The following is a 24818-nucleotide window of genomic DNA, read 5'->3' as shown; positions in this document are numbered from 1 at the left end:
AACTAAAGTGCCGAGCCTTTTTATATTTATTTAATTACTTTTAAAATACCTTGCTAATCCATCATACAAACCTGATGCGGCACTTTCTTGGAAGCCGCTGGATTTTAGCGTCATTTCTTCTTCAGGATTACTCAAATAGCCAAGCTCCATTAGGACAGCCTTTTGGCTATTTTCACGAACCACATGGAAATCACCAAAACGGACGCCGCGATTTTTCAATTTCGTTTGCCCTACAGTTGAAGCATAAAGCGTATCAGCAAGTGACTTTTGATAAGAATGATAATAATAGCCGGTCATACCACGGACACTGCGATCTAAATTACTATCATAATGCAGGCTGATAAACGCATCAGCATGATAAGCATGCGCAGTATTTACTCGGGATGGAAGCGGAAGGAAAGAATCATTGTTTCTAGTTAAATAGACATTTGCTCCAGCAGCCCTTAATTTATCATACAAAAGCTTAGCTGTTCGGAGTGTTAACTCCTTCTCTACTGTTCCGGCTGCCCCCGTTGCCCCGTTATCCCCGCCGCCATGTCCTGGATCAAGAACAATGGTTTTATTTTTCAAATAACCTTCGGCTCCTGACTTCACAATCTGCTGTTTAGTGCCATTAGTGGAAACAATCCAGCCAGCAACAAAGCCCGTTTTACCGTTCTTTAATTTCACTTCATACCAGTCATTCGCTAAACTTTGTACTAAGAAGGTATCGCCTTCGTTAGCCCGCTCCACAACATCCGATTGAACATTTGGAGCTTTTCGGATATTTGTTCCATTTTGCAGTATGGTCACTTTGCTTTCCTTTACAGCTTGTCCAGTATTGGTTTTCACTGCGGACTTTTCAAGATACCAGCCGGCAACCCAGCCAAAACTACCAGACTTAAACTCTATTTTTGCCCAATTATTATACTCTTCTAAAATAGTAAAGCTTTGGCCCAGCGATACCATCCCAATGATGCTTGAATCCAATGATGCTCCTTGACGGACACTTAGACTGCTGGCAGTTACCGTCCCGTTCATGCCGCTCGATTCTTTTTTTGCGGAGTCCTTTGCAGGGCTTGAGGCAGATGTGTCAATAAACTCCGCGCTAACCCAGCCTCTTAGTGTTGAAAAACCAACCTCCAGCCAATTATTTTGTTTCGAATAAATGGTTACAGTCGTGCCTTTTGTTAATTTTCCAACTAACGTGCTTGAAGAAGATGGCTCTTTACGAACATTTAAGGTATCACCATTCACCACGCCGCTGCTTACGGTCTTCGCAGGCGGAGGTGCTGGAGTATTTTCCTGCTTAATGGTTTTATACTCTAAAAAATCGCTTGCAACCCAGCCTTCAGTGTTGGCTGAGCTGATTTTACACCAGTTTTCATTTTGGTCAAGAACCGTTACTTGCTGTCCTTTATTCAAGAACCCGACGATTGGGAAGCTTGTCCCAGGTCCCGAGCGAACCCGTAATTGATCAGTTTTGGCAGCGGCGGTTGTGCTTTTTGAACCAGAAGCTTTGGCGGTATTGACTGTGTTCACCGCATTTTCTTTTGAAACAAGCCAATTGACGACCCAGCCTGTTTTGCCAAATGATAATTGAATTTCAATCCAATCATCTTTCTCTGATACAATGGAATACTTTTCGCCCCGTTTCGCTATTTTCATAAGGGGATAGCTTAAGCCAGGGCCGCCGCGAACATTGACAGTATCGGTGGAAATGGTTATAGAACCGGTTGCAGCGATACTTTTCCCCTGCGGCAGGAAGGCCGCAAAAATAAGAATGATGCTTAATTGGAGCAGGCTAAACTTTTTGAACATCGGCAACCTCCTTTGCTGTTTGTCTAGCTCCAGCGCCTAGGGGCTCGGGTCATAAGCCAATTAGTCAAGAAGGTTAAAGAACAACCTTCTCGCCTGCTCGTCTTATGCCGGTCGCCCCTGGACAAGGCGCTTACGCTTTTCTACTTCTTTTATTTTAGCGTAAAAGATGGTGAAAATCATTCCTAAAATGTTAAATAAGGGCAACAAAGCAACGAATTACCCATCTTTGATGCAATTTTTTCCGGTTGTGTGGAAATAATAACGATAGAGAAGAAGGAGACAGGGGTGATTTATTTGCGATCAAGTGAAAAAGGAATGAACATTCAATCAATGGATGGCCGTCTTTTTGGCGTCGATTTTCATGATTTTATTCAAAAAGAACAGCAGTCAAACTCGTTTGAACTAGCCTCTGAATTCGGTTTATCGATTGGTGATGTCAGAAAGTTAAAAAAACATTTAGAAAGGTCGTAAAACGCTCTTGACATTGCCTTCAATGCTCCGTATTATTATATAAATATAAAACAAATAGGGAAATAACCATTGATGGAGCATAGTAATTAAGCTAACCCATGAAAAGAGAGGAAATGCCTTGGGCTGAAAGCATTTCTGCATGTGCCTTAATGAATGAACACTCCGTAGGCTTCTCTCTGAAAAAGCTCAGGCTCTAATAGGAGAAGGACGTAGCAGGCGTTAACTGTTAAAGAGGAATAGCTTTTTTGAAGGCTATTCAACTAGGGTGGCACCGCGGGACTACAAACTCTCGTCCCTTGTATTTAATACAAGGGATGGGAGTTTTTTTATTTATCGCTAAAAATTTTTTACATAAATCAGTTTTGAAGAGGAGGTTTCTGCTATGTCGATAAGCATTCCAAGAGGCACGCAGGATATACTGCCAGGTGAAGTAGAAAAGTGGCAGTTGATTGAAGCAAAGGCGAGAGAACTTTGTGAAAACTATCAATACCAAGAAATTCGCACCCCTATTTTTGAATCAACTGAATTATTCTCACGAGGGGTTGGCGACAGCACTGATATTGTTCAAAAAGAAATGTACACCTTTGAAGACCGAGGGAAACGCAGCCTTACGCTTCGCCCCGAAGGCACAGCGGCAGTCGTTCGCTCGTTTGTCGAGAAAAAAATGTTCGGCTATGCTAACCAGCCTGTAAAACTTTATTATATGGGACCGATGTTCCGCTATGAACGTCCGCAGGCAGGCCGCTTCCGCCAATTTGTCCAATTTGGCGTTGAGGCGCTCGGCAGTAACGACCCGGCGATTGATGCCGAAGTCATTTCTTTGGCGATGAACCTGTATAAAGAAATGGGTTTGCGGAAATTAAAGCTAATCATCAACAGCCTTGGTGATAAGGAGAGCCGCATCGCACACCGTGATGCGCTGGTGAAGCATTTCCAACCAAGAATCGGCGAGTTTTGCCATGACTGTCAGAACCGTTTGGAGAAAAATCCGTTGCGAATCTTGGATTGTAAACAGGACCGTGACCATGAATTAATAAAATCAGCACCTTCCATCCTAGAATTTTTAAACGATTACTCTAAAGCTTATTTTGAAAAATTACAGCAGTATTTAACCCAGCTCGATATTCCGTTTGAAGTTGATGCCAACTTGGTCCGAGGCTTGGATTATTATAATCACACCGCCTTTGAAATTATGAGCAATGCGGAAGGCTTCGGGGCGATTACTACTTTATGCGGCGGCGGTCGTTATAACGGTTTAGCGGAAGAGATTGGCGGTCCGGAAACACCTGGTATCGGCTTCGCTTTAAGTATTGAACGGTTTATTGCCGCGCTAAATGCAGAAGAAATCGAATTGGAAACGGATCAAGGGATTGATTGTTACCTGGCTGCTCTCGGGGAGGAAGCGAAGGATTACACTGTAGGCCTCCTGCAGCAGCTGCGCATGGCTGGTATTTCAGCTGAAAGAGATTACTTGGATCGAAAATTTAAGGCGCAATTTAAAGCGGCGGACCGCCTGAAAGCCAAGTATGTTGCCGTTCTTGGAGACGATGAGCTTAAGAATAAAAAAATTAATTTGAAAAATATGGCGACGGGTGACCAAGTTGAAATAGAACTTGATTCTTTTGTTCATTATTTTCAGGAATTAAAGGGGGAGTAACAATGTTTGGGAGATCCTATTTTTGCGGTGAAGTACCAGAGTCGGCAGTTGGGGAAAAAGTTACATTAAAGGGCTGGGTGCAAAAACGACGCGACCTTGGCGGCTTAATTTTTATCGATTTGCGCGACCGTTCAGGAATTGTTCAGGTAGTCTTTAATCCTGATTTATCAAAGGAAGCACTTCAAACGGCGGAAAAAATCCGCAGTGAATTTGTTCTTGATATTGTCGGGACAGTCGTTGCCCGTGAAGCTGGAACTGTTAATGAGAACCTGAAAACAGGTAAAATTGAAATCCAAGCGGATACAGTAACGATTATCAATGAGGCGAAAACGCCGCCGTTTACGATTTCTGATAATACGGATGCATCAGAAGATGTTCGCTTGAAATATCGTTATTTAGACTTCCGCCGTCCGGTTATTTTTGAAACCCTAAAAATGCGTCATCAGGTAACGAAGCAAATTCGCGATTTTCTCGATGGCGAAGGCTTCTTAGATATCGAAACACCCATTCTGACAAAAAGTACACCGGAAGGAGCACGCGATTATTTAGTTCCAAGCCGTGTTCATCCAGGTGAGTTCTACGCGCTGCCGCAATCACCGCAGCTGTTTAAACAATTGCTGATGGTCGGCGGAATTGAGCGCTATTACCAAATTGCCCGCTGTTTCCGTGACGAGGACCTGCGTGCTGACCGCCAGCCTGAATTTACACAAATCGATATTGAAACAAGCTTCTTAAGCCAAGAGGACATCATGGGCATGATGGAAAAAATGATGACTCAGCTGATGAAAGAAGTAAAAGGTGTTGAAGTGCCGGCAGCCTTCCCGCGGATGACGTATGATGAGGCGATGAGCCGATTTGGTTCCGATAAACCGGATACCCGTTTTGGCCTTGAGCTTGTCGATGTGTCAGAAATCGTCAAGGATTCAGGCTTTAAGGTGTTTGCCGGTGCGGTTGCCGGTGGCGGTCAAGTTAAAGCTTTGAATGTAAAAGGTTGTGCAGATAAATATTCCCGTAAAGATATTGATGCGTTAACCGAATTCACGGCAGTTTACGGCGCGAAAGGCCTTGCCTGGTTAAAAGTGGATGCAGAAGGGTTGAAGGGACCGATTGCGAAATTCTTCTCGGCTGAAGATGCGCAAGCACTTAAAGCGACTCTTGAGGCTTCTGAAGGGGACTTACTCCTGTTTGTTGCCGATAAGAAAAGCGTTGTCGCCGACGCCCTTGGTGCGTTAAGACTTAAGCTTGGAAAAGAATTGGGGTTAATCGATACAAGTCTTTTCCATTTCCTTTGGGTAACGGACTGGCCGCTGTTTGAGTACGATGAAGAAGAAGGCCGTTATTATGCTGCCCACCATCCATTCACGATGCCATTTAGGGAAGACCTTGAATACTTGGATTCTGATCCTGGAAAGGTACGGGCCCAAGCCTATGACCTTGTTCTGAACGGCTATGAACTTGGCGGCGGATCACTAAGGATTTTTGAAAGGCCAATCCAGGAAAAAATGTTCAGTGTCCTTGGTTTTTCACCAGAAGAAGCGAAGGAACAGTTTGGTTTCTTAATGAATGCATTTGAGTATGGAACACCACCGCATGGGGGAATCGCGCTCGGTCTTGACCGCTTGGTCATGCTGTTAGCCGGCAGCTCCAACTTACGCGATACGATTGCCTTCCCGAAAACCGCTAGTGCAAGCTGTTTATTAACGAATGCACCGGGTGAAGTTTCCGAGGCCCAATTAGTTGAATTAAATTTGTCTCTAAATGTTAAAAAATAACAGGAATTCGCTTTCATAAAACCTTGAATCAAGCGAGATAATATGATAATATAAAAACAATTAAAGAAGAGTCCTGAGATGTACGTTGTGTTACCTGAAGTTTTGACCGAACATTATTTATCCGGGAGTCTGGAGTTTTCTGATTGCGTAAATGCCTCACCCTTTGACGGGTATGGGGACTTACAATACGGAAACAGGACACCCCCCTGCTGAAAGCGGGATCAAAACTAAGGACCTTGAAGCAACGGCACCATTGGGACTCTTTTCTATTTTTAAAAAATCAACCTCCTGACTGCAATTCTGCGGCGGGAGGTTTTATTTTTGCTTTTATCTAGATAATTCCTATAAAAATACTTGTTTTTATCGAATAGTATGATATATTTTTTAGGTGAAAAAATAACTTGAGTTTCGAAAATGAATTTATGATAAATGAATTGTGTATTAATGAAATATGAAATTGAATTTGGAGTGAAGATAAATGCTGCATCAATTTTCCCGTAATGAGCTTGCTGTAGGTAAAGAAGGACTAGAAATTATGAAAAACAGCACGGTTGCTGTTTTAGGAGTAGGCGGCGTCGGTTCGTTTGCTGCTGAGGCATTGGCTCGGTCTGGAGTCGGCCGATTAGTATTAATCGATAAAGATGATGTCGATATCACAAACATTAACCGTCAGTTGATTGCCTTGTTGTCAACGATCGGCAGACCGAAAGTAGACATTATGCAGGAGCGGATAATGGATATTAATCCCGATTGCGAAGTAATTGCACTGAAAATGTTTTACACAGAGGAGACGTACGAGGAGATTTTTGGCTACAACTTGGATTTTGTCGTCGACGCCTCTGATACGATTGTTTATAAAATTCATTTGATGAAAGAATGTTTAAAACGTGATATTCCAATTATTTCAAGTATGGGGGCTGCCAATAAAATGGATCCAACCCGTTTTATGATTGCAGACATCTCCAAAACCCATACAGACCCGATTGCGAAGGTGATTCGCACCAAGCTGCGGAAGGAACGAATCCATAAAGGAATTCCGGTTGTCTTTTCAGATGAAAGTCCAATTGTCATTCGCGAAGATATTAAGAAAGAGGTCGGCAATGAAAATGCGGCCATCCGCAAAGCGCAAATGCCGCCAGCCTCCAATGCCTTCGTCCCATCCGCCGCTGGTTTAATCATGGCGAGCTATGTGGTAAGGGAATTACTTAAAGATATTAAGATACACCGTGTTTCGGATGAGAAGTGATCGCAGTGCCCTAAATCTAGATGGTTTAGGGCCTTTTTTAATTTAGGAGGGTATGTGGAAAGGTTTGACGGGTAAATCATTAAAAGTGAAGGGTAAAGGTAAATTTCAACGAATTCATACTTAAATTAGTTAAACTCAGTCTTCAGGCCTAGAAATGTTTCCGCCCCCCGGCGTTTTTAGAAAAGAGATTAACAAGGTTATACTTATGATAGGAAATTTTTTCAACAATCAGTTAAACTAAGTTGGGATACATAGAGAGGAGAGAGAGTTTGGAAACAATTGTGGAACTAAAAAATGTAACGAAAGTGATTAAAGGAAGAACGATTATTGACGATATCAGCTTCCAAGTGAATAAAGGTGAGGTTTTTGGATTCTTAGGTCCAAATGGTGCCGGGAAAACGACAACCATTCGAATGATTGTCGGATTAATGGGGATTACATCGGGAGATATTACCATTGGCGGGTCAAGTATTAAATCCGAGTTTGAAAAGGCAGTAGGCCACGTTGGTGCTATCGTTGAGAATCCAGAAATGTATAAATTTTTAAGTGGTTATCAAAACCTCGTCCATTATGCAAGAATGTCAAAAGGGATTACAAAGGAAAAAATCCGCGAAACAGTGGAACTGGTTGGCTTAACTGACAGAATCAAGGACAAAGTGAAAACATATTCACTGGGAATGCGACAACGCTTAGGCTTAGCGCAATGTCTGTTACATGATCCGGATGTATTGATCCTTGATGAGCCAACAAATGGCCTCGACCCTGCGGGAATCCGGGAAATCCGCGACTATGTCCGCCAGCTGGCGCGTGAAAAAAATATGGCCGTAATCGTCTCCAGCCACTTGCTTTCCGAAATGGAAATGATGTGTGATCGGATTGGGATTATTCAAAATGGACGGCTAATTGATGTCCAACATATGAAGGAATTTGTCAACGGCAGCGAAGTTATGTACGAGCTGGAGGTCACCCCGAGTGAAAAAGCTCTATCGATATTGCGGGCAAATTATCCAAATGCTAGCGCAACCCTCTCTAGCAATGGAGTGGCTGTAGAGCTTGCGAAAGTAGAAATTCCGAATATCGTGAAAGTTTTTGTTCAAGAAGATATAAAGGTTTTCGGGGTAAAAGAAGTGGCAAAAACATTAGAAGATCGCTTCCTTGAAGTGACATCGGAAAAGGGGGCAGCAACCCGTGGTTAATCTAATTAAAAATGAATGGATGAAGATTTTCAAACGCCCTGGAACCTTTGTGATGATTGGGATTCTTATCGTTTCTATTGCCCTAGTGGGGATTATTATTAAGGCACAACACAATGATAATAATTTTGTCCAGGATAGCAATTGGCAGCAAGTTTTACAAGAGGAAAATAATGCATTAAAGCAGCAGATGGCGCAAAGTCGGACAAAGATGGAAAAGCAATTTTTCAAAAAAGAAATCGCCATTAATGATTACCGCATTGAGCATGATCTTCCGTCAAAAGAAAAATATACAGTTTGGTCATTCGTAAAAGATTCATCACAGCTGATTATGTTAGCGGGATTATTCATCATTATAGTTTCTGCCGGAATTGTTGCCAGTGAATTTAACTGGGGAACGATTAAGCTGTTATTGATCCGGCCCATCAATAGGACAAAAATCCTCCTATCGAAATATTTAACAGTTTTATTGTATGCCTTGTTCTTATTGGCCATTCTGTTTGTTTTCTCAACTGCACTTGGCGCCATTCTTTTTGGCAGCCCTGACAAAGCGATTCCGTATTTAAATTATTACAATGGGCAAGTCACCGAGCAAAACATAGTTGTCCATTTGTTAATCCATTATGGTTTAAGTTCAATTGACACGATTATGCTTGTGACAATGGCATTCATGATTTCGTCTGTATTTCGAAATAGCTCATTGGCCATCGGATTATCATTATTTTTATTGTTCACCGGCGCTCAATTTACAACTTTGTTATCAATGAAATTTAACTGGGCAAAATACCTTTTGTTTGCGAACACAGATTTAAAGCAATATTTTGAAGGAACACCAATGGTCGAAGGAATGACCCTTCCCTTCTCCATCACCATGCTCCTGATCTACTTTGCCATATTCCAATTCCTAGCCTTCTACGTCTTCAAAAAACGAGACGTGGCCGCTTAGTTGGTTCCAGAAATTAACAAAAGGTGTCAGGCACCATGTGAAATTTTCACATGGTGCCTGACACCTTATTTACTATTTCGAGCGTGTTAATTTTGCGTATACGACGGCGAGTGCCTGCTCGAATTTTCCGGTTTTTTTGGGCTGGTAGTATTGTTTGTTTTTTAGTTTGTTTGGTAAATATTGCTGCGGGACCCAGCCGTTTTCGTAGTCATGCGGATACTTGTAGCCAATCCCTCGGCCAAGCTCTTTTGCACCTTTATAATGGGCATCGCGCAGATGATCCGGTATTTCTCCGACCATTCCTTTTTGAATATCCTCAAGTGCGGCAGAAATGGCTAAGACGGCAGAATTGGACTTTGGTGAAAGGCATAGTTCAATCACAGCATTGGCTAGCGGTATCCGCGCCTCGGGAAAGCCAATTCTTTCAGCAGTTTCAATTGCGGCAAGCGTCCTAGCGCCCGCCTGTGGATTAGCAAGGCCCACATCTTCGTAGGCAATTACAATCAAGCGCCGGCTGATACTTGGCAAGTCACCAGCTTCAATTAATCTTCCAAGATAATGGAGGGCAGCATTAACGTCACTTCCGCGAATTGATTTTTGGAAAGCAGACAAGACATCATAGTGGCCATCCCCGTCTTTATCGGCCACCAAGCTTTTCTTTTGCAGGCATTCCTCAGCTGTTTTCACATCTATATGGATAATATCATTCTCATCTTTATCCGTGGAAAGTACTGCTAGCTCCAGAGCATTTAAGGAGCTCCTGACATCCCCATTGGAGCCTTGGGCAAAATGGAGTAAAGCTTCATCGGAAATCTCAACTTTCAACCCCCCTAACCCCCGTTCTTCATCTTCAAGGGCACGAGTTAAGGTTTGTTTCACTTCATCAGGTGATAACGGCTTCAGTTCAAAAATTTGACAGCGGCTTCGAATGGCAGGATTAATCGCATGATAGGGATTGCTCGTTGTTGCCCCAATTAACACAATCATTCCGTTTTCCAAATAGGGCAGTAAAAAATCCTGCTTCGCTTTATCCAAACGATGGACTTCATCGAGAAGCAGAATTACTTTCCCCGACATTTTCGCCTCAGCAGCGACAATTTCCATATCTTTTTTATTATTCGTAACGGCGTTAAGCGTTCGAAAGGCATATTTAGTACTGCCGGCAATCGCGCTGGCAATCGAGGTTTTGCCAATGCCCGGCGGTCCGTATAAAATCATTGATGTAAGCTGTTTTGCTTTTACCATTCTGGCAATAATTTTTCCGTCACCAACCAAATGTTCCTGGCCTGCGACTTCTTCAATCGTTCTAGGACGCATCCGATAGGCTAAAGGCTTTTGCTGCATATACATCTCTCCAAAAAAATATTCACCTTTATCTTACCATTTTCACTGCTAAAAGCATATTGGTGAAGAATGTGTTATAATTTCTAATGCCTATCAATTTACTAAGGATTTTTCTTTTTTTATATAGATTACAAATCGAGGTGCGTATTATGAAAATTTCTACTAAAGGACGATATGGTCTGACGATCATGATTGAACTTGCTAAAAAACATGGTGAGGGACCTACTTCATTAAAAACGATTGCCCAGGCAAATGATCTATCGGAACATTATTTAGAGCAATTGATTGCTCCGTTACGGAACGCCGGGTTGGTCAAAAGTATTAGAGGGGCGTACGGCGGATATATTTTAACAAATGAACCGTCAAAAATTACCGCAGGAGATGTGATTCGTGTTCTTGAAGGTCCAATCACTCCTGTTGAGGGAATTGAAGACGAAGAACCGGCGAAGCGCGAGCTATGGATTCGCATCCGCGATGCCATCAAAGATGTCCTCGATAACACGACACTAGAGGATCTAGCCAATCATAGTGATGACAATGAGCCTGATGGTTATATGTTTTATATTTGATGTAAAAGATAATAATAGAGAATTATTTTGATTGAAGGTGTAATAATGGAACGAATTTATCTCGATCATGCCGCGACGACTCCGATGCACCCAAGGGTTACTGGAAAAATGCTAGAAGTCATGAATTCTACTTTTGGAAATCCTTCAAGTATCCATTCATATGGCAGAGAGGCGCGTCATCATATTGATTTAGCACGCGCGGCGCTAGCTCGAAGCATTGGGGCGAAGGAAAGCGAGATTATTTTTACCGGCGGTGGAACCGAAGCCGATAATATGGCTTTATTTGGGGTGACTGAAAGCTATCAACATAATGGCAGGCATATCATTACAACTCAAATTGAACACCATGCCGTGCTTCACGCCTGCAAAAAGTTAGAAAAAATGGGCTTTGAGGTGACTTATCTGCCAGTGGATGAAACCGGGAGAATTTCACTTGAGGATCTCCAGGCTGCCTTAAGGGATGACACCATTCTCGTTTCTGTCATGTATGGAAACAATGAAGTTGGAACGATTCAGCCGATAACGGAAATTGGCGAGCTTTTGAAAAATCATCAAGCTATCTTTCATACGGATGCTGTTCAGGCTTATGGAGTGGAAATCATCGATGTCAATGAAAGCTTAATTGATTTATTATCAGTATCCGCTCATAAAATTAATGGTCCAAAGGGAACGGGATTTCTCTACTCAAGGTCAACGGTAAAAATGGCTCCTCGTCTATTTGGCGGTGATCAAGAAAGAAAACGACGTGCGGGAACGGAAAATGTGGCAGCAATTGCCGGATTCCATGAGGCAGTTTTGATTGCAAGCGAAGAACGGGGCGCCAAGCGAAAAAGGTTCATAGGTTTTAAAGAAGACTTTTTGCAAAAGTTGCGTGAACTAGATGTGGAGTTTGAGATAAACGGATTGCTTGAGTTTTCCCTGCCGCATGTATTAAACTTAAGCTTTCCAGGGACAAGTGTAGAGCCCATGCTCGTTAATCTCGACTTAGCTGGAATTGCTGTTTCGAGTGGCTCGGCTTGCACAGCGGGTTCGATTGAGCCTTCCCATGTCCTGGTTGCCATGTTTGGTAAACAGTCAGAGCGCTTAATTAACTCGATCCGTTTTAGTTTCGGCTTTAATACGACCACAGAAGAAATCATTAAGGCGGCTGAAGAGACGGCAAGGGTTGTTTCGCGTTTGAAAAAATAAATTCAGTTTGATTTGCGTCAAATGAGAGGTGAAACGAAATGGAACAAAAAGATCCAAAAAATATCCGGGTTGTTGTCGGGATGTCAGGCGGGGTGGACTCCTCGGTAGCAGCGCTTTTATTAAAGCAGCAAGGCTATGATGTCATCGGTATTTTTATGAAAAACTGGGACGACACCGACGAAACCGGTTTTTGTACCGCTACCGAAGATTATGAGGATGTCATTCGCGTTTGCAATCAAATTGGCATTCCATACTATGCGGTTAATTTTGAAAAACAATATTGGGACAAGGTGTTTACCTATTTCCTTGATGAATATAAAGCGGGCAGGACGCCTAATCCTGATGTGATGTGCAATAAAGAAATTAAATTTAAGGCGTTTTTGGAGCATGCTGTTAAACTAGGTGCGGACTATTTAGCCACAGGACATTATGCCCAAGTAGAGTTTCGTGACGGGGAATACAAAATGCTCCGCGGCCTTGACGAAAATAAGGACCAAACCTATTTCTTAAACCAATTGAATCAGGAACAGCTAAGTAAAGTGATGTTCCCAATTGGCAATCTGGAAAAACCACGAGTTCGGGAAATTGCCCGCGAAGCGGAGCTAGCAACTGCGACCAAGAAGGATAGTACCGGGATCTGCTTTATCGGCGAACGAAATTTTAAAGATTTCTTAGGTCAATACCTGCCAGCACAGCCAGGAAATATGGAAACATTTGATGGCGAGGTAAAGGGCAAGCATGAAGGCTTAATGTATCATACCATCGGCCAGCGCCATGGTTTGGGAATTGGCGGATCGGGCGAGCCTTGGTTTGCAATTGGTAAGGATTTAAAAAGAAATGTTCTTTATGTCGGACAAGGTTTTCACAACGAGAAATTATATTCTGACTCGATAACCGCTGACAGCGTGAGTTGGGTTTCTAATCGAGAAAAACCGATGGAATTTGAATGTACGGCCAAATTCCGCTACCGTCAGGAAGATAATAAAGTAACTGTTCGTCTATTAGAAGGGACGAAGGTGGAGGTTATTTTCCACGAACCGCTTCGGGCGATAACACCGGGACAAGCCGTCGTTTTTTACAATGGCGATGAATGTCTTGGCGGCGGAACAATTGACGAAGTTTTTAAAAATGGTGAAAAGTTAACGTATGTTGGCTAATATTTAGACCCCGATTCCTGCTGTGGAGTCGGGTTTTTTTTACGCGAAATTTCGGTTTGGCGAAATAAATGTGAAGTTGGCGATATTATTGCTCGGTTTGGCGAGATAAGAGGCGAAGTTGGCGATATTCAACTGCAGTTTGGCGAAATAAACGATAAAATCGGCGAAATCCTGGTTGCTTTTTGGAAGAAAACCTGGCTTTGGCGAAATAAACCATGAAGTTGGCGATATTATTCCTCGGTTTGGCGAAATAAGAGGCGAAGTTGGCGATATTCAACTGCAGTTTGGCGAAATAAACGATAAAATCGGCGAAATCCCCCGGCAGTTCTGCAAACTAAATCAGTACAGGAACCCATTCAATCTCTTAAAGTAATTTTAATAAAAAATATGATATACTTTCTCTTAGGATTGGAGTTGAAATAATGGATAAAAACCAATTAGGTGTACAATACATGCAGGAAGGCAACTGGGAAGAGGCAGCAAAAGCCTTTAATGAAGCCATCGAAGAAAACCCGAACGACCCAGTTGCATACATTAACTTCGGCAATGTGCTTTCAGCTGTCGGCGACGATGAAAAGGCACTCAAATTTTATCAAAAAGCAATTGAAATAGATGAAAATGCTGCGGCTGCTTATTATAGCATCGGCAACTTATTATTTAGTAAGGATCTCTTTAACGAAGCCAAAAATCTGTTTGAAACAGCTATGAAAAAAGGGCTCAACACAAGTGACAACTATTTCATGTTAGGGCTAACACTTGTTCAACTAAATCAGGGACGTTTTGCCCTTCCCTATTTACAAAGAAGTGTTGAACTCAATGAAACCGATGCGGAAGCGCGCTTTCAGTATGGTTTATGTTTAGCACAATTAGAACTAATTGACGAATCAATGGTTCAATTCAATAAATGTATTGAGCTGGACCCAACCCATTCAGATGCCTATTATAATTTAGGGGTTTCCTATGCCTTTAAAGAAAATGCTCAAAAGGCAATTGAAATGTTTAATAAAGCACTCGACATTCAGCCAGACCATTTACTTGCAGGCCATGCAAAAAAACTGATTGAAAACAACCTTTAATTTTTCAAACGCCACCGAAAGGAGGGAGCACAAAATGGAAAAGCAAGACTCGCTTGATTTATTTCAAGAGCAGGCAAAGTTCGTCAAAGGGCGGCCGATTGTAACAATTTTTCACAATGAACAAAACCTTTATACAGTATTAAGAATTAGGGTCGATGAAACCAATCACCCCTATGAAGACAAAGAGGCAGTAGTTACCGGCTATTTTCCGAAAATCCATGAGCAAGAAACCTATATTTTTTTCGGGGAGTTTAAGGAACATCCAAAGTTTGGAATGCAATTTCATACCAATCATTTCCGAAAGGACATGCCGCAGACAAAACAAGGCGTTGCAGCCTATTTATCGGGGGAAATGTTTAAAGGGATTGGCAAGAAAACAGCCCAAAGTATTGTCGATACATTAGGTGAGGATGCCATCTCGAAAATTCTCAATCAGCCGTCACTGCTGGATTCCATTCCCAAGCTTCCTCCCGAAAAGGCAAAAATGCTTTACGATACACTGATGGAGCATCAAGGACTCGAGCAGGTAATGGTAGCCTTAAACCAATATGGTTTTGGCCCGCAAATTTCAATGCGGATTTATCAAGCCTATAAAGAAGAAACACTTGATATCATTCAAAAAAATCCTTACAAGCTTGTGGAGGATATCGAAGGCATCGGTTTCGGCCGGGCAGATGAGCTTGGCTACCAGCTAGGGATAACGGGTAACCATCCCGATCGAATTAAAGCAGCCTGCCTTTACATACTAGAAAAAGAAAGCATCCAAACAGGACACGTGTTCATGTACGCCGAGGATTTACTTGAACAAGTAAAAGTTCTCCTCGAGGATAACAAGCGTGATCAGATTGAATACGCCGACATATCAACTGAGGTCATTAAGCTTGAAGAAGAAGGGAAAATTAAAGGCGAAGAAAAGCGCGTTTATTTACCATCGTTATATTTCGCTGAAAAAGGACTTGTAACAAGCATCCAGCGCATACTGCAGCAAACGGAATACAAGGACCAATTTCCTGAATCGGAGTTCCTTATGGCACTAGGAAGCTTGGAGGAGCGGCTCAAGGTGCAATATGCGCCCACTCAAAAAGAAGCGATTCAAACAGCGCTCATGTCGCCTATGCTTATCTTAACCGGGGGTCCTGGAACTGGTAAAACAACGGTCATTAAAGGAATTGTTGAGCTATATGCGGAATTGCACGGAGTCTCATTAGAACTGAAGGACTATCAGAAAAAGGATGAGCCTTTCCCGTTTTTGCTTGCAGCACCAACAGGAAGAGCGGCCAAAAGGATGAGCGAATCGACCGGACTTCCTGCCGTAACCATCCACCGGCTGCTTGGGTTTAATGGAATGGAAGCATTTGACCGCGATGACGCAAGCCCGCTAGAGGGGAAAATATTAATTGTCGATGAGACCTCGATGCTTGATATTTGGCTTGCCAATCAATTGTTTAAGGCCTTGCCGGAAAATATTCAAGTCATCCTGGTCGGAGATGAAGATCAGCTTCCATCTGTTGGTCCTGGTCAGGTTTTAAAAGATTTACTTCAATCTGAGCGGATTCCGACTGTTCGATTAACAGATATTTACCGGCAGGCAGAGGGGTCTTCGATTATTGAACTGGCTCATGATATCAAAAAGGGGTATCTTCCTGCTGATGTTACTGCGAAGCAAGCCGACCGGTCCTTCATCAAATGTTCAACCACACAGGTGGCACAAGTGGTTGAGAAAGTGGCACAAAACGCCAAAAATAAAGGGTATTCGGCAAAGGATATTCAAGTATTGGCACCGATGTACAGAGGTCCTGCCGGGATTGACCGGCTAAATATTTTACTCCAGGAAATTTTCAATCCGAATCCTGACGGAAAACGTAAAGAAATTGCTTTTGGTGAGGTGAAATACCGCATTGGTGATAAGGTGCTCCAGCTCGTCAACCAGCCGGAAAGCAATGTGTTTAACGGAGATATAGGCGAAATCATCTCCATCATTTACGCAAAGGAAAACACCGAAAAGCAAGATATGATTTATATTTCTTTTGAAGGTAATGAGGTTGAATATACAAAACAGGATTTAAACCAGATTACTCATGCTTACTGCTGTTCGGTACATAAATCACAGGGAAGCGAGTTCCCGATTGTTATTCTCCCGATAACAAGAAGCTATTATCGGATGCTGCGGAGAAATTTAATTTATACGGCGATTACAAGAAGCAAACAATCATTGATTTTATGCGGCGAAGAGGATGCACTGCGGATGGGTGTCGAAAGAGCGGATGAGCTCTCGAGGCAAACGACCCTTTGCCAAAAGCTTCAAGAAGCCATTCACGTTAAAAATGAAAATACATTGGCTGAAGACAAAGAAAAACCAGCAGCCAATGGCGACCAAAAACCGGCAAAAGGAATGTCCTACGAAGAAGAATTAATGCAGGTGAATCCATTGGTAGGAATGGAAAACGTTTCACCTTATGATTTTATGGTAAATGACTGAAACTATAAATGTTCACAGGAGGTGGGATACTCTTTGCGGACATTTTCATTATTGAAAGGGCAGCCTGTATTTGAAACGAGAACCGGGACCAAAATTGGTGAGATAAGTGATCTCTGTATCTCAAGCGGCGGCACGGTGAAAGGTCTACTGATTAAAAAAGGCGTTTTCTTCAAACAATCCTTTTTTCTGGATATTCAAAAGGTGACTTCCTTCGGCTGGGATGGCGTTATGATTGAGGAGCCCGAGCATTTAGAAAAGCTAAAAGATAGACCTGATTATACCTTAAACCATCAACATTCTTTAGACGGGATGATGATGCTCTCTAAGGGCGGGAAAACGCTCGGATTGTTAAAAGATGTATATTTTCAAGAAGAAGTGGGCACAATCGTAGGGTACGAAATCACGGATGGCTTCTTTTCGGATATCACGGAAGGGAAACAAGTCATTCAATCCGGGAAGCCCTTAGCAATCGGAAAGGATGCCATTATCGTAGATGTAAATGAAAACTCGCCAACTAGCCATGAGACCCTATAGGGCAGGCACTAGGCGCAGTTGAATTTATGCGTATCAGAATTTATCAAGTAAATTCTGCCTAGCTAAATGATACGTGAGGTGTCCTTTCATGTTTAAGTGTCCCAATTGTCAAAGCAAGGATATCGGCAAAATTGGTATTAACCAATATTATTGCTGGAACTGTTTTATTGAGCTCTCGGTTTCTGAGGGTATAATCAACACCCATCAAGTCGAAGAAGACGGGTCACTTAGTTCCTTAGATGATTTGTTTGAAGAAGAAGAGCGTCGTTACACCCTTTAGAATAGAAAAGCGGATGCGCGAGCTTTCGCTGGACAATTAAAATAAGAGGTGAGACGGATGAACAAAATGATAACGTCGATGATTGTTTTTGGTGCAGGGATGGCAGCCTATAATCTTGCTCAGCGAACTAATATGATGTCGCCCCGCAATATGAAAAAAATGCAACGAAAAGTAAAACGTGCGATATTTTAAACGTATCTGAATCCCCCTAGAGTTCCTAGGGGGATTTTTTGTTGAATATTTACACAGGTTGTCTCGAAAACTAAGCACAAGGAGGCATATACGTGGATATTCGCATGAAATGGTATTACCGAATCGGTTTTTTGCTCCTTTTATTAATTGCCATTTATCTTTTTCTAAAAATTAGTTTTGTATGGATGCCGATCCTCCGAGTGGCCGTTATCATTATTCTTCCATTTATTATTGGCGGATTTATTACCTATTTGCTTCATCCGCTTGTTGAGAAATTACATGAAAAAGGGCTTCATCGCGGGCTCGCGATTATCCTCATTTATATTATTTTTTTTGGCGGAATTGGCTTTGCCGTTTATAAGGGGATACCGGCAATGATTGACCAATTAAAAGATCTAACTGAAAGTGCGCCTGTTTTTGCCGAGCAATACCGCGGATGGATTGCAATGCTTCAGTCCCACACCAGGGCGTGGCCGGATGGACTTCAAGCAAGATTAGATGAAGGCATTGACATTTTTGAAGAAAAGCTGGACTCACTATTAACGGTTCTCGTGAACATCTTAATGAAATTTTTAAATTCAGCGTTAATCCTGATGCTTATCCCGTTTATTGCCTTTTATATGTTAAAGGATTTTCAACTAATTAAACAGGCTTGCTGGTATATGACTCCTAAAAAATGGCGGAAAAAGGGGACGCTTTTTCTCAAAGATATTGATGAATCCCTCGGAAGCTATATCAGGGGGCAGCTGTTAATATGTATAATAATCGGCAGTATATCAGCCTTGTTATTTTGGATTTTTCATTTAAGATATCCATTAATATTGGGATTGATTGTTGGAGCCACAAATGTAATCCCCTATTTTGGGCCGATTATCGGGGCAGTGCCAGCCGTTATCATTGCGGCAACCTCATCTGTCAAACTGGTCATCATTACGGTAGTAATTGTTTTTGGCCTGCAATTCCTTGAGGGGAATATATTATCCCCTTATATTGTCGGAAAGAGTCTTCATATGCACCCATTAATCATTATGATTGCGTTAACAGCGGGCGGAGAAATTGGCGGAATTTTAGGGCTAATATTGGCAGTGCCGGTCCTTGTCGTTCTTAAAGTCGCGATTCTTCATGCAAAAAATCATTTCATAAACGGGAAATCGAATGAATCTTAAACATAAGAAATTGACAAACGTTTTCTTGGTCGCTATAATTCCTCATATAGAATATATGGATCATGTAGAAGGATCAAGTATGTTGTAGTCCATCTGTACCGCATAATGCGTTGAAGAGAGGAGCTTCCCTGGCTGAAAGAGGCTCTAGATGAAGGACGACAGAAAGCTAATCCGGAGTGCAGCTAATCACTGCCGTAAACTCGCGTTAAGAGTATTTTTGAGAGATGGATACCGTTTTTTTGTATCCATAATCAGGGTGGTACCGCGAGAAAAGCTCTCGTCCCTGTTTTAGGGATGAGGGCTTTTTTGTATGCTTTTTTTAAGGAAAAGGGGCGGAGCGCCGCAAAAATGAATCAAACTAGATAAATTTGGTTAGTATTATATATATTTTTGCAGCGAATAGGTTGGTTCAGCTTTGCTCACACCACCTTTGCTCTTTTAATAATGTTTTGATAAAAAAAGGAGGCCAATTTTTATGAAAAACTTAACTGGATCACAAATTCGCTCGATGTTTTTACAGTTTTTTAACGAAGAAAAAGGACACACGATTGAGCCAAGTGCATCACTTGTCCCGCATGATGACCCATCATTATTGTGGATTAACAGCGGTGTCGCCACGTTAAAAAAATATTTTGACGGCCGTGTTGTTCCTGAGAATCCAAGAATTACAAATGCACAAAAGTCAATCAGAACAAATGACATTGAAAATGTTGGAAAAACAGCACGTCACCATACGTTCTTTGAAATGCTTGGTAATTTTTCCATTGGTGAATATTTCAAGCAAGAAGCGATTGAATGGGCATGGGAGTTCTTAACGAATGAAAAATGGATTGGCTGGGATCCAGAACTTCTATCTGTTACAATCCACCCTGAGGACCATGAGGCATATGAAATTTGGCGCCAAACAATTGGAGTGCCTGAAGAACGGATTATTCGTCTTGAAGGAAACTTCTGGGATATCGGTGAAGGTCCAAGCGGCCCAAATACTGAGATTTTCTATGACCGCGGCCCTGAATACGGGAATGACCCAAGCGACCCCGAGTTATATCCAGGCGGTGAAAACGAGCGCTACCTTGAGGTTTGGAACCTTGTGTTTTCACAATTTAATCATAACCCTGATGGTACATATACACCGCTGCCAAAGAAAAATATTGATACCGGGATGGGATTAGAACGAATGGCATCTGTCGTGCAAAATGTCCCAACAAATTTTGATACCGATTTATTTATCCCGATTATTCGTGCCACAGAGGAAATATCGGGCGAAAAGTATGGTGTTGATAAAGACCGCGATGTGGCGTTTAAAGTCATCGCCGACCATATCCGTACCGTTGCCTTTGCTGTTGGCGACGGGGCATTGCCATCAAACGAAGGCCGCGGCTATGTATTGCGCCGTCTGCTCCGCCGTGCTGTCCGCTACGCAAAACAAATCAATATCAATCGTCCGTTTATGTCTGAACTCGTTCCAGTTGTCGGCGAAATCATGGCTGACTTTTATCCGGAAGTTAAAGACAAAACTGAATTCATTCAAAAGGTGATTAAGAATGAAGAAGAACGTTTCCATGAAACCCTTCATGAAGGCTTAGCTATTTTAGCAAGCGTCATTAAAAAGGAGAAAGAAAAGGGCAGCGATACGATTACTGGTGCTGATGTATTCCGTCTCTATGATACTTATGGTTTCCCTGTAGAATTAACCGAAGAATATGCCGAAGAAGAAGGCATGAAGGTAGATCATGCAGGTTTCGAAGTGGAAATGGAGCAGCAGCGCGAACGGGCCCGCGCCGCACGTCATGATGTCGATTCGATGAAGGTCCAAGGCGGAGTGCTTCGCGATGTAACCGTGGAAAGTAAGTTTGCCGGCTACGATCAGCTTGAGACAAGCTCCACTGTGGCAGCGATTATTAAAAACGGCGAGCTACTCGATGAAGCTCAGGCAGGTGAAGAGGTTCAATTAATTCTGGATGTGACCCCATTTTATGCAGAAAGCGGCGGTCAAATTGCTGACCGTGGTTTGATTGAGGGTGAAGGAGTAAGCATTGTTGTAAAGGATGTCCAAAAAGCACCGAATGGCCAGAATCTTCATCAGGTAGTTATCAACAGCGGCACGATAAAAACGAACCAACAGGTAGCGGCAAAGGTCGACGCTGAAAATCGAGTGAAGATTATCAAAAACCATACGGCTACCCATTTGCTTCATCAGGCACTAAAGGATACACTTGGTGAGCACGTTAACCAAGCAGGATCCCTTGTTGAACCGGATCGCCTTCGTTTTGATTTTTCGCATTTTGGTCAAATTAAACCGGAAGAACTTGACCAAATCGAAAGAATCGTAAACGAAAAAATCTGGAGAAACATCGAAGTGGATATCAGCTTAAAACCGATTGCTGAAGCCAAAGCATTGGGAGCAATGGCGCTATTTGGTGAAAAATATGGTGACATTGTCCGCGTCGTCAGGGTCGGGGATTACAGTCTTGAGCTTTGCGGCGGCTGCCATGTTCCGAATACATCGGTGATTGGTTTATTTAAAATAGTTTCTGAGAGCGGAATCGGTGCTGGAACGAGAAGAATTGAAGCCGTCACAGGTGAAGCAGCATATAAATCCTTACATGACCAAGTAGGCTTGTTAAAGGAAGCGGCTGAAAAGCTTAAAACGAATCCAAAAGATATCGTCAACCGCATTGATAGTCTGACTGTTGAAATCAAACAGCTGCAGCGGGAAAATGAGTCGCTTGCAGCGAAGCTTGGTAATATTGAAGCAGGAAGTCTCGTTTCAAAGGCAAAAGAAATTGATGGCGTCACCGTGTTAGCAGCCAAGGTTCAAGCCGCTGATATGAATAACTTACGAAATATGGCAGATGATTTGAAGCAAAAGCTTGGTTCTGTTGTACTTGTACTAGGCAGCTCACATGAAGGAAAAGTGAATTTAATTGCGGCTGTGACGAAGGATTTAATTGAACAAGGTTACCATGCCGGGAAACTGATTAAAGAGGTAGCAACAAGGTGCGGCGGTGGCGGCGGCGGTCGTCCTGATATGGCACAAGCTGGCGGTAAAGATCCGGAAAAATTGGATTCTGCCCTTCAATTCGTTGATGAATGGGTAAAATCGGTTTGATAATAGGACAAAGTAGTGTAAAATGTAGGTAACAATACTAGAAAGAGGAAGCGCCTTGGCGCTGGTGCTGGACAATTACAATTTTCTCCCCTATTAGAAAGGTGAGGTGCATGAAATGAACTTTGACAAAACGATGCGATTTAATTTTCCTGAAGAGCCGTTTGAACACGATGTAAATGATGTTCTTCTTCAAGTTTATGAAGCATTGCAAGAAAAAGGATACAATCCGATCAATCAAATAGTCGGCTACCTATTATCCGGGGATCCTGCCTATATTCCGCGTCATCGGGATGCCCGCAATATTATTCGTAAGCTTGAACGGGACGAAATTATTGAAGAATTGGTCAAATCCTATTTAAAACAGCAGCGAGAGGGTTAAGGAATGCGCGTATTGGGTTTAGATGTGGGCTCAAAGACTGTCGGTGTTGCCGTTAGTGATGAACTAGGGTGGACAGCTCAGGGCCTTAAAACCCTCAAAATCAACGAAGAAAAGCAGGAGTTTGGTTTTGAGGAAATTGGTCAATTAATAAAAGAGTATCAGGCAGACACGGTTGTCATCGGCCTTCCCAAAAACATGAACGGGACGATTGGCCCGCGAGGTGAAGCGAGTCAGCAATATGCTGCTGAAATTGAAAGTAAATTCGCTGTCCCTACTGTTCTATGGGACGAGCGCCTGACCACGATGGCAGCAGAACGTGTTTTACTTGAAGCAGATGTTAGCCGAAAGAAGCGTAAGAAGGTTATTGATAAAATGGCCGCAGTCATGATTCTTCAAGGCTATCTTGACAGTAAAAATTAATGAGGTGAAGAAATGGACCACAAACACGAACACGAACATGATGAGGATCGCTATATTACACTTATTGATGAAAATGGCGATGAACAGTTATTTGAAATTCTTTTTACATTTGACTCAGACGAATTTGAAAAGTCCTATGTATTCTTTTATCCAGTTGGAGCTAATGAAGAAGAGGAAATTGACATTCTTACTTATGCCTATATTCCAACAGATGATGGCGGCTTCGGAGAGTTAATGGAAATCGAAACCGACGAAGAATGGGACATGGTTGAAGAAGTTTTTAATACCTTCAATGAGGAACAAGAGGAAGAATAAATCATGATCGAACCGGCTATTTACTAGCCGGTTTTTTCATGGGGTAATTAGACAATTTCATTGTAAAATTGACATTTTTCTCACTATATGCTGAAATAATTACGATGTCTTATTTCGCTAAGGAATTAATATTTTGCAAAAACAAGTGCAAAATCTTTTGTTACATTGGTCAAAGGGGAAAGGGGGAAAACAATGACAACAGACGAAAAGAACGCAAAAAAAGCTTCAATCCGAGAAAAAATGCTCGAACATCAAAAAGAAGCAAGAGTTGTCAGAAAGATTGTTTTGATTATATCTATTTTATTGCTATTATTCATCGTCTTTATTGGCGGCGGAGGTTATCTGTACATACAATCAGCGCTTAAACCAGTCGATTCCAAAAGCAAGAGTCAGAAAACAGTTGAAATCCCAATTGGCTCATCGGTGACTGGAATTGCACAAACATTAGAAAAAAATGGTGTCATAAAAAACGCAAAAGTATTTAAGTACTATGTAAAATTGAAAAATGAAGGCGGATTTATGGCTGGGGATTACCAGCTTAGTCCATCAATGGATGTACCTGAAATCGTCAGCCGCTTGAAAACAGGAAAGGTCCTCGCGAAGGCCAGTTTTAAAATCACGATTCCAGAAGGGAAGCAGCTGAAGGAAATTGCTGCCATCATGGCCACTGCTACTAAGCAAAATGAGGATGATGTCTTTAATAAATTAAATGATAAAGAGTTTATTAAAGAGCTAATGGTCAAGTATCCTGATGTTTTATCCGACGAAATCATGAATGGATCGATAAAATATAAGCTTGAAGGCTACCTCTTTCCGGCAACTTATCCATTCTATAAGCCGAACCCTTCAGTCGAAGAAATGGTCACGGCCATGCTAGATAAAACACGGACTGTGTTAGCGGATTACGCTGAAGAAAGCAATGATAAAAAGCTGTCAGTTCATCAATTGTTAACAATGGCCTCTTTAGTGGAGGAGGAGGCAACTGGGAATGCCGATCGTAAAAAGATTGCCAGCGTATTCTATAATCGGATGAAGAAGGGAATGCCGTTGCAAACGGATCCAACCGTCCTATACGCACAAGGAAAGCATAAAGAAAAGGTTTTATATAAGGATTTAGAGGTGAGTTCACCTTATAATACTTATCAACATACCGGTCTGCCTCCAGGGCCAATTGCCAACGCCGGAAAGGTTTCCATTGAAGCCGCACTGGAGCCGGAGGAAACGGATTTTTATTACTTCTTGGCAACCGCTGAGGGTGAAGTTATTTTCACCAAAACATTAGAAGAACATAATAAGGAAAAAGCCAAGCATATTTCCAATAAAAAATAACTAATAATTTTTTGGGGGAAGTTCGCATCCCCCTTAAATTTATGATAAAATAGTACAAGTGTTTTAAAAGTAATCTATAGCGTAACTCACAGTAAGGTACATTTGCGGCATGACTGCCCGAAACGCACCCGAGTTTGAATTCGTTCAGCTCGTGATGTCCGCACCTGTGAACGCTATTTTTTCATGTCTAAAG

The 24818-nt window shown here is 42.2% G+C and carries 23 protein-coding genes, 1 other RNA gene and 1 other annotated feature; of the genes, 22 read left to right on the top strand and 2 right to left on the bottom strand.

What is annotated here, in order from left to right; all coding sequences use genetic code 11:
• Nucleotides 1–30: 30 nt before the first annotated feature.
• A complete protein-coding gene (locus ACIQCO_RS13215; protein ID WP_400429137.1) occupies nucleotides 31–1800 on the bottom strand; it encodes an N-acetylmuramoyl-L-alanine amidase family protein in 1770 nt (589 codons plus the stop codon).
• 315 nt (nucleotides 1801–2115) lie between these two features.
• Between ACIQCO_RS13215 and ACIQCO_RS13210 the strand changes: the two genes are divergently transcribed.
• The 7 genes from ACIQCO_RS13210 (at nucleotide 2116) to ACIQCO_RS13180 (ending at nucleotide 9085) form a co-directional block, all read left to right on the top strand.
• The gene (locus tag ACIQCO_RS13210; protein ID WP_400429300.1) at nucleotides 2116–2271 is read left to right on the top strand and encodes a hypothetical protein; all 156 of its coding nucleotides are present in this window, start codon (nucleotides 2116–2118) and stop codon (nucleotides 2269–2271) included.
• A 60-nt stretch (nucleotides 2272–2331) separates the two neighbouring features.
• Nucleotides 2332–2571, top strand: a binding site (T-box leader).
• 82 nt (nucleotides 2572–2653) lie between these two features.
• The gene (gene hisS, locus ACIQCO_RS13205; protein ID WP_400429135.1) at nucleotides 2654–3928 is read left to right on the top strand and encodes a histidine--tRNA ligase; all 1275 of its coding nucleotides are present in this window, start codon (nucleotides 2654–2656) and stop codon (nucleotides 3926–3928) included.
• Nucleotides 3929–3930: 2 nt separating this feature from the next.
• Nucleotides 3931–5700, top strand: a complete 1770-nt coding sequence (gene aspS, locus ACIQCO_RS13200) for an aspartate--tRNA ligase (protein WP_400429133.1) — start codon at nucleotides 3931–3933, stop codon at nucleotides 5698–5700.
• 67 nt (nucleotides 5701–5767) lie between these two features.
• Nucleotides 5768–5964, top strand: a non-coding RNA gene (ssrS, locus tag ACIQCO_RS13195) — 6S RNA.
• 214 nt (nucleotides 5965–6178) lie between these two features.
• Nucleotides 6179–6946, top strand: a complete 768-nt coding sequence (locus tag ACIQCO_RS13190; protein WP_400429131.1) for a tRNA threonylcarbamoyladenosine dehydratase — start codon at nucleotides 6179–6181, stop codon at nucleotides 6944–6946.
• Nucleotides 6947–7215: 269 nt separating this feature from the next.
• A complete protein-coding gene (locus tag ACIQCO_RS13185; protein ID WP_400429129.1) occupies nucleotides 7216–8142 on the top strand; it encodes an ABC transporter ATP-binding protein in 927 nt (308 codons plus the stop codon).
• Nucleotides 8135–9085, top strand: a complete 951-nt coding sequence (locus ACIQCO_RS13180; protein WP_400429127.1) for an ABC transporter permease — start codon at nucleotides 8135–8137, stop codon at nucleotides 9083–9085. The genes ACIQCO_RS13185 and ACIQCO_RS13180 overlap by 8 nt, the downstream gene beginning before the upstream one ends.
• Before the next feature lie 72 nt (nucleotides 9086–9157).
• Here ACIQCO_RS13180 and ACIQCO_RS13175 read toward each other — a convergent pair whose 3' ends face one another.
• A complete protein-coding gene (locus tag ACIQCO_RS13175; protein WP_400429126.1) occupies nucleotides 9158–10429 on the bottom strand; it encodes a replication-associated recombination protein A in 1272 nt (423 codons plus the stop codon).
• Between the two features lie 149 nt (nucleotides 10430–10578).
• Here ACIQCO_RS13175 and cymR point away from each other — a divergent pair, with 149 nt between their 5' ends.
• The 15 genes from cymR (at nucleotide 10579) to mltG (ending at nucleotide 24625) form a co-directional block, all read left to right on the top strand.
• Nucleotides 10579–10998 carry a cysteine metabolism transcriptional regulator CymR gene (gene cymR, locus ACIQCO_RS13170; RefSeq protein ID WP_400429124.1) on the top strand — a complete coding sequence of 140 codons (420 nt, stop codon included), beginning with the start codon at nucleotides 10579–10581 and terminating at the stop codon, nucleotides 10996–10998.
• Nucleotides 10999–11043: 45 nt separating this feature from the next.
• Nucleotides 11044–12186 (top strand): cysteine desulfurase family protein, encoded by a 1143-nt coding sequence (locus tag ACIQCO_RS13165; protein WP_400429123.1) that lies wholly within the window; start codon nucleotides 11044–11046, stop codon nucleotides 12184–12186.
• A gap of 38 nt (nucleotides 12187–12224) precedes the next feature.
• On the top strand, nucleotides 12225–13343 hold the full coding sequence (mnmA, locus tag ACIQCO_RS13160) for a tRNA 2-thiouridine(34) synthase MnmA (protein WP_400429121.1): 1119 nt from the start codon (nucleotides 12225–12227) through the stop codon (nucleotides 13341–13343).
• A 175-nt stretch (nucleotides 13344–13518) separates the two neighbouring features.
• Entirely contained in the window at nucleotides 13519–13716 is a 198-nt protein-coding gene (locus tag ACIQCO_RS13155) for a hypothetical protein (protein WP_400429120.1), read from the top strand.
• A 49-nt stretch (nucleotides 13717–13765) separates the two neighbouring features.
• On the top strand, nucleotides 13766–14419 hold the full coding sequence (locus ACIQCO_RS13150) for a tetratricopeptide repeat protein (protein WP_400429118.1): 654 nt from the start codon (nucleotides 13766–13768) through the stop codon (nucleotides 14417–14419).
• 34 nt (nucleotides 14420–14453) lie between these two features.
• Complete coding sequence (gene recD2 / locus ACIQCO_RS13145; RefSeq protein ID WP_400429117.1) at nucleotides 14454–16898, top strand: SF1B family DNA helicase RecD2; 2445 nt, start codon at nucleotides 14454–14456, stop codon at nucleotides 16896–16898.
• 33 nt (nucleotides 16899–16931) lie between these two features.
• Entirely contained in the window at nucleotides 16932–17432 is a 501-nt protein-coding gene (locus ACIQCO_RS13140; RefSeq protein WP_400429115.1) for a PRC-barrel domain-containing protein, read from the top strand.
• An 88-nt stretch (nucleotides 17433–17520) separates the two neighbouring features.
• Nucleotides 17521–17712 carry a hypothetical protein gene (locus ACIQCO_RS13135; protein ID WP_024029972.1) on the top strand — a complete coding sequence of 64 codons (192 nt, stop codon included), beginning with the start codon at nucleotides 17521–17523 and terminating at the stop codon, nucleotides 17710–17712.
• 57 nt (nucleotides 17713–17769) lie between these two features.
• Nucleotides 17770–17904 (top strand): YrzQ family protein, encoded by a 135-nt coding sequence (locus ACIQCO_RS13130; protein ID WP_400429114.1) that lies wholly within the window; start codon nucleotides 17770–17772, stop codon nucleotides 17902–17904.
• A 92-nt stretch (nucleotides 17905–17996) separates the two neighbouring features.
• Nucleotides 17997–19070: an AI-2E family transporter gene (locus ACIQCO_RS13125; RefSeq protein ID WP_400429113.1), complete on the top strand. Its 1074-nt coding sequence runs from the start codon at nucleotides 17997–17999 to the stop codon at nucleotides 19068–19070.
• A 475-nt stretch (nucleotides 19071–19545) separates the two neighbouring features.
• On the top strand, nucleotides 19546–22182 hold the full coding sequence (gene alaS, locus ACIQCO_RS13120; RefSeq protein WP_400429111.1) for an alanine--tRNA ligase: 2637 nt from the start codon (nucleotides 19546–19548) through the stop codon (nucleotides 22180–22182).
• A 115-nt stretch (nucleotides 22183–22297) separates the two neighbouring features.
• Nucleotides 22298–22561, top strand: coding sequence for an IreB family regulatory phosphoprotein (locus ACIQCO_RS13115; protein ID WP_024029968.1), 264 nt, complete (start codon nucleotides 22298–22300; stop codon nucleotides 22559–22561).
• A 3-nt stretch (nucleotides 22562–22564) separates the two neighbouring features.
• The gene (gene ruvX / locus ACIQCO_RS13110) at nucleotides 22565–22981 is read left to right on the top strand and encodes a Holliday junction resolvase RuvX (RefSeq protein WP_400429110.1); all 417 of its coding nucleotides are present in this window, start codon (nucleotides 22565–22567) and stop codon (nucleotides 22979–22981) included.
• 12 nt (nucleotides 22982–22993) lie between these two features.
• Nucleotides 22994–23296, top strand: a complete 303-nt coding sequence (locus ACIQCO_RS13105; protein WP_400429108.1) for a DUF1292 domain-containing protein — start codon at nucleotides 22994–22996, stop codon at nucleotides 23294–23296.
• A 192-nt stretch (nucleotides 23297–23488) separates the two neighbouring features.
• Nucleotides 23489–24625 carry an endolytic transglycosylase MltG gene (gene mltG / locus ACIQCO_RS13100; RefSeq protein ID WP_400429106.1) on the top strand — a complete coding sequence of 379 codons (1137 nt, stop codon included), beginning with the start codon at nucleotides 23489–23491 and terminating at the stop codon, nucleotides 24623–24625.
• Nucleotides 24626–24818: the final 193 nt, after the last annotated feature.

The sequence above is a fragment of the Neobacillus sp. NPDC093127 genome, from assembly GCF_044754175.1.
In the GTDB taxonomy this organism is placed as follows: Bacteria; Bacillota; Bacilli; order Bacillales; family Cytobacillaceae; genus Neobacillus.
The sequence above is the reverse complement of the archived record's forward strand: the minus strand, read 5'-3'. Positions and strand labels throughout refer to the sequence as shown.

Coding starts and splice junctions, on each gene's coding strand:
- ruvX (WP_400429110.1), top strand. CDS start 22,565: ATGCGCGTATTGGGTTTAGATGTGGGCTCAAAGACTGTCGGTGTTGCC.
- alaS (WP_400429111.1), top strand. CDS start 19,546: ATGAAAAACTTAACTGGATCACAAATTCGCTCGATGTTTTTACAGTTT.
- ACIQCO_RS13165 (WP_400429123.1), top strand. CDS start 11,044: ATGGAACGAATTTATCTCGATCATGCCGCGACGACTCCGATGCACCCA.
- mltG (WP_400429106.1), top strand. CDS start 23,489: ATGACAACAGACGAAAAGAACGCAAAAAAAGCTTCAATCCGAGAAAAA.
- ACIQCO_RS13175 (WP_400429126.1), bottom strand. CDS start 10,429: ATGCAGCAAAAGCCTTTAGCCTATCGGATGCGTCCTAGAACGATTGAA.
- ACIQCO_RS13130 (WP_400429114.1), top strand. CDS start 17,770: ATGAACAAAATGATAACGTCGATGATTGTTTTTGGTGCAGGGATGGCA.
- ACIQCO_RS13210 (WP_400429300.1), top strand. CDS start 2,116: ATGAACATTCAATCAATGGATGGCCGTCTTTTTGGCGTCGATTTTCAT.
- cymR (WP_400429124.1), top strand. CDS start 10,579: ATGAAAATTTCTACTAAAGGACGATATGGTCTGACGATCATGATTGAA.
- ACIQCO_RS13115 (WP_024029968.1), top strand. CDS start 22,298: ATGAACTTTGACAAAACGATGCGATTTAATTTTCCTGAAGAGCCGTTT.
- aspS (WP_400429133.1), top strand. CDS start 3,931: ATGTTTGGGAGATCCTATTTTTGCGGTGAAGTACCAGAGTCGGCAGTT.
- mnmA (WP_400429121.1), top strand. CDS start 12,225: ATGGAACAAAAAGATCCAAAAAATATCCGGGTTGTTGTCGGGATGTCA.
- ACIQCO_RS13135 (WP_024029972.1), top strand. CDS start 17,521: ATGTTTAAGTGTCCCAATTGTCAAAGCAAGGATATCGGCAAAATTGGT.
- ACIQCO_RS13150 (WP_400429118.1), top strand. CDS start 13,766: ATGGATAAAAACCAATTAGGTGTACAATACATGCAGGAAGGCAACTGG.
- ACIQCO_RS13190 (WP_400429131.1), top strand. CDS start 6,179: ATGCTGCATCAATTTTCCCGTAATGAGCTTGCTGTAGGTAAAGAAGGA.
- ACIQCO_RS13215 (WP_400429137.1), bottom strand. CDS start 1,800: ATGTTCAAAAAGTTTAGCCTGCTCCAATTAAGCATCATTCTTATTTTT.
- recD2 (WP_400429117.1), top strand. CDS start 14,454: ATGGAAAAGCAAGACTCGCTTGATTTATTTCAAGAGCAGGCAAAGTTC.
- ACIQCO_RS13105 (WP_400429108.1), top strand. CDS start 22,994: ATGGACCACAAACACGAACACGAACATGATGAGGATCGCTATATTACA.
- hisS (WP_400429135.1), top strand. CDS start 2,654: ATGTCGATAAGCATTCCAAGAGGCACGCAGGATATACTGCCAGGTGAA.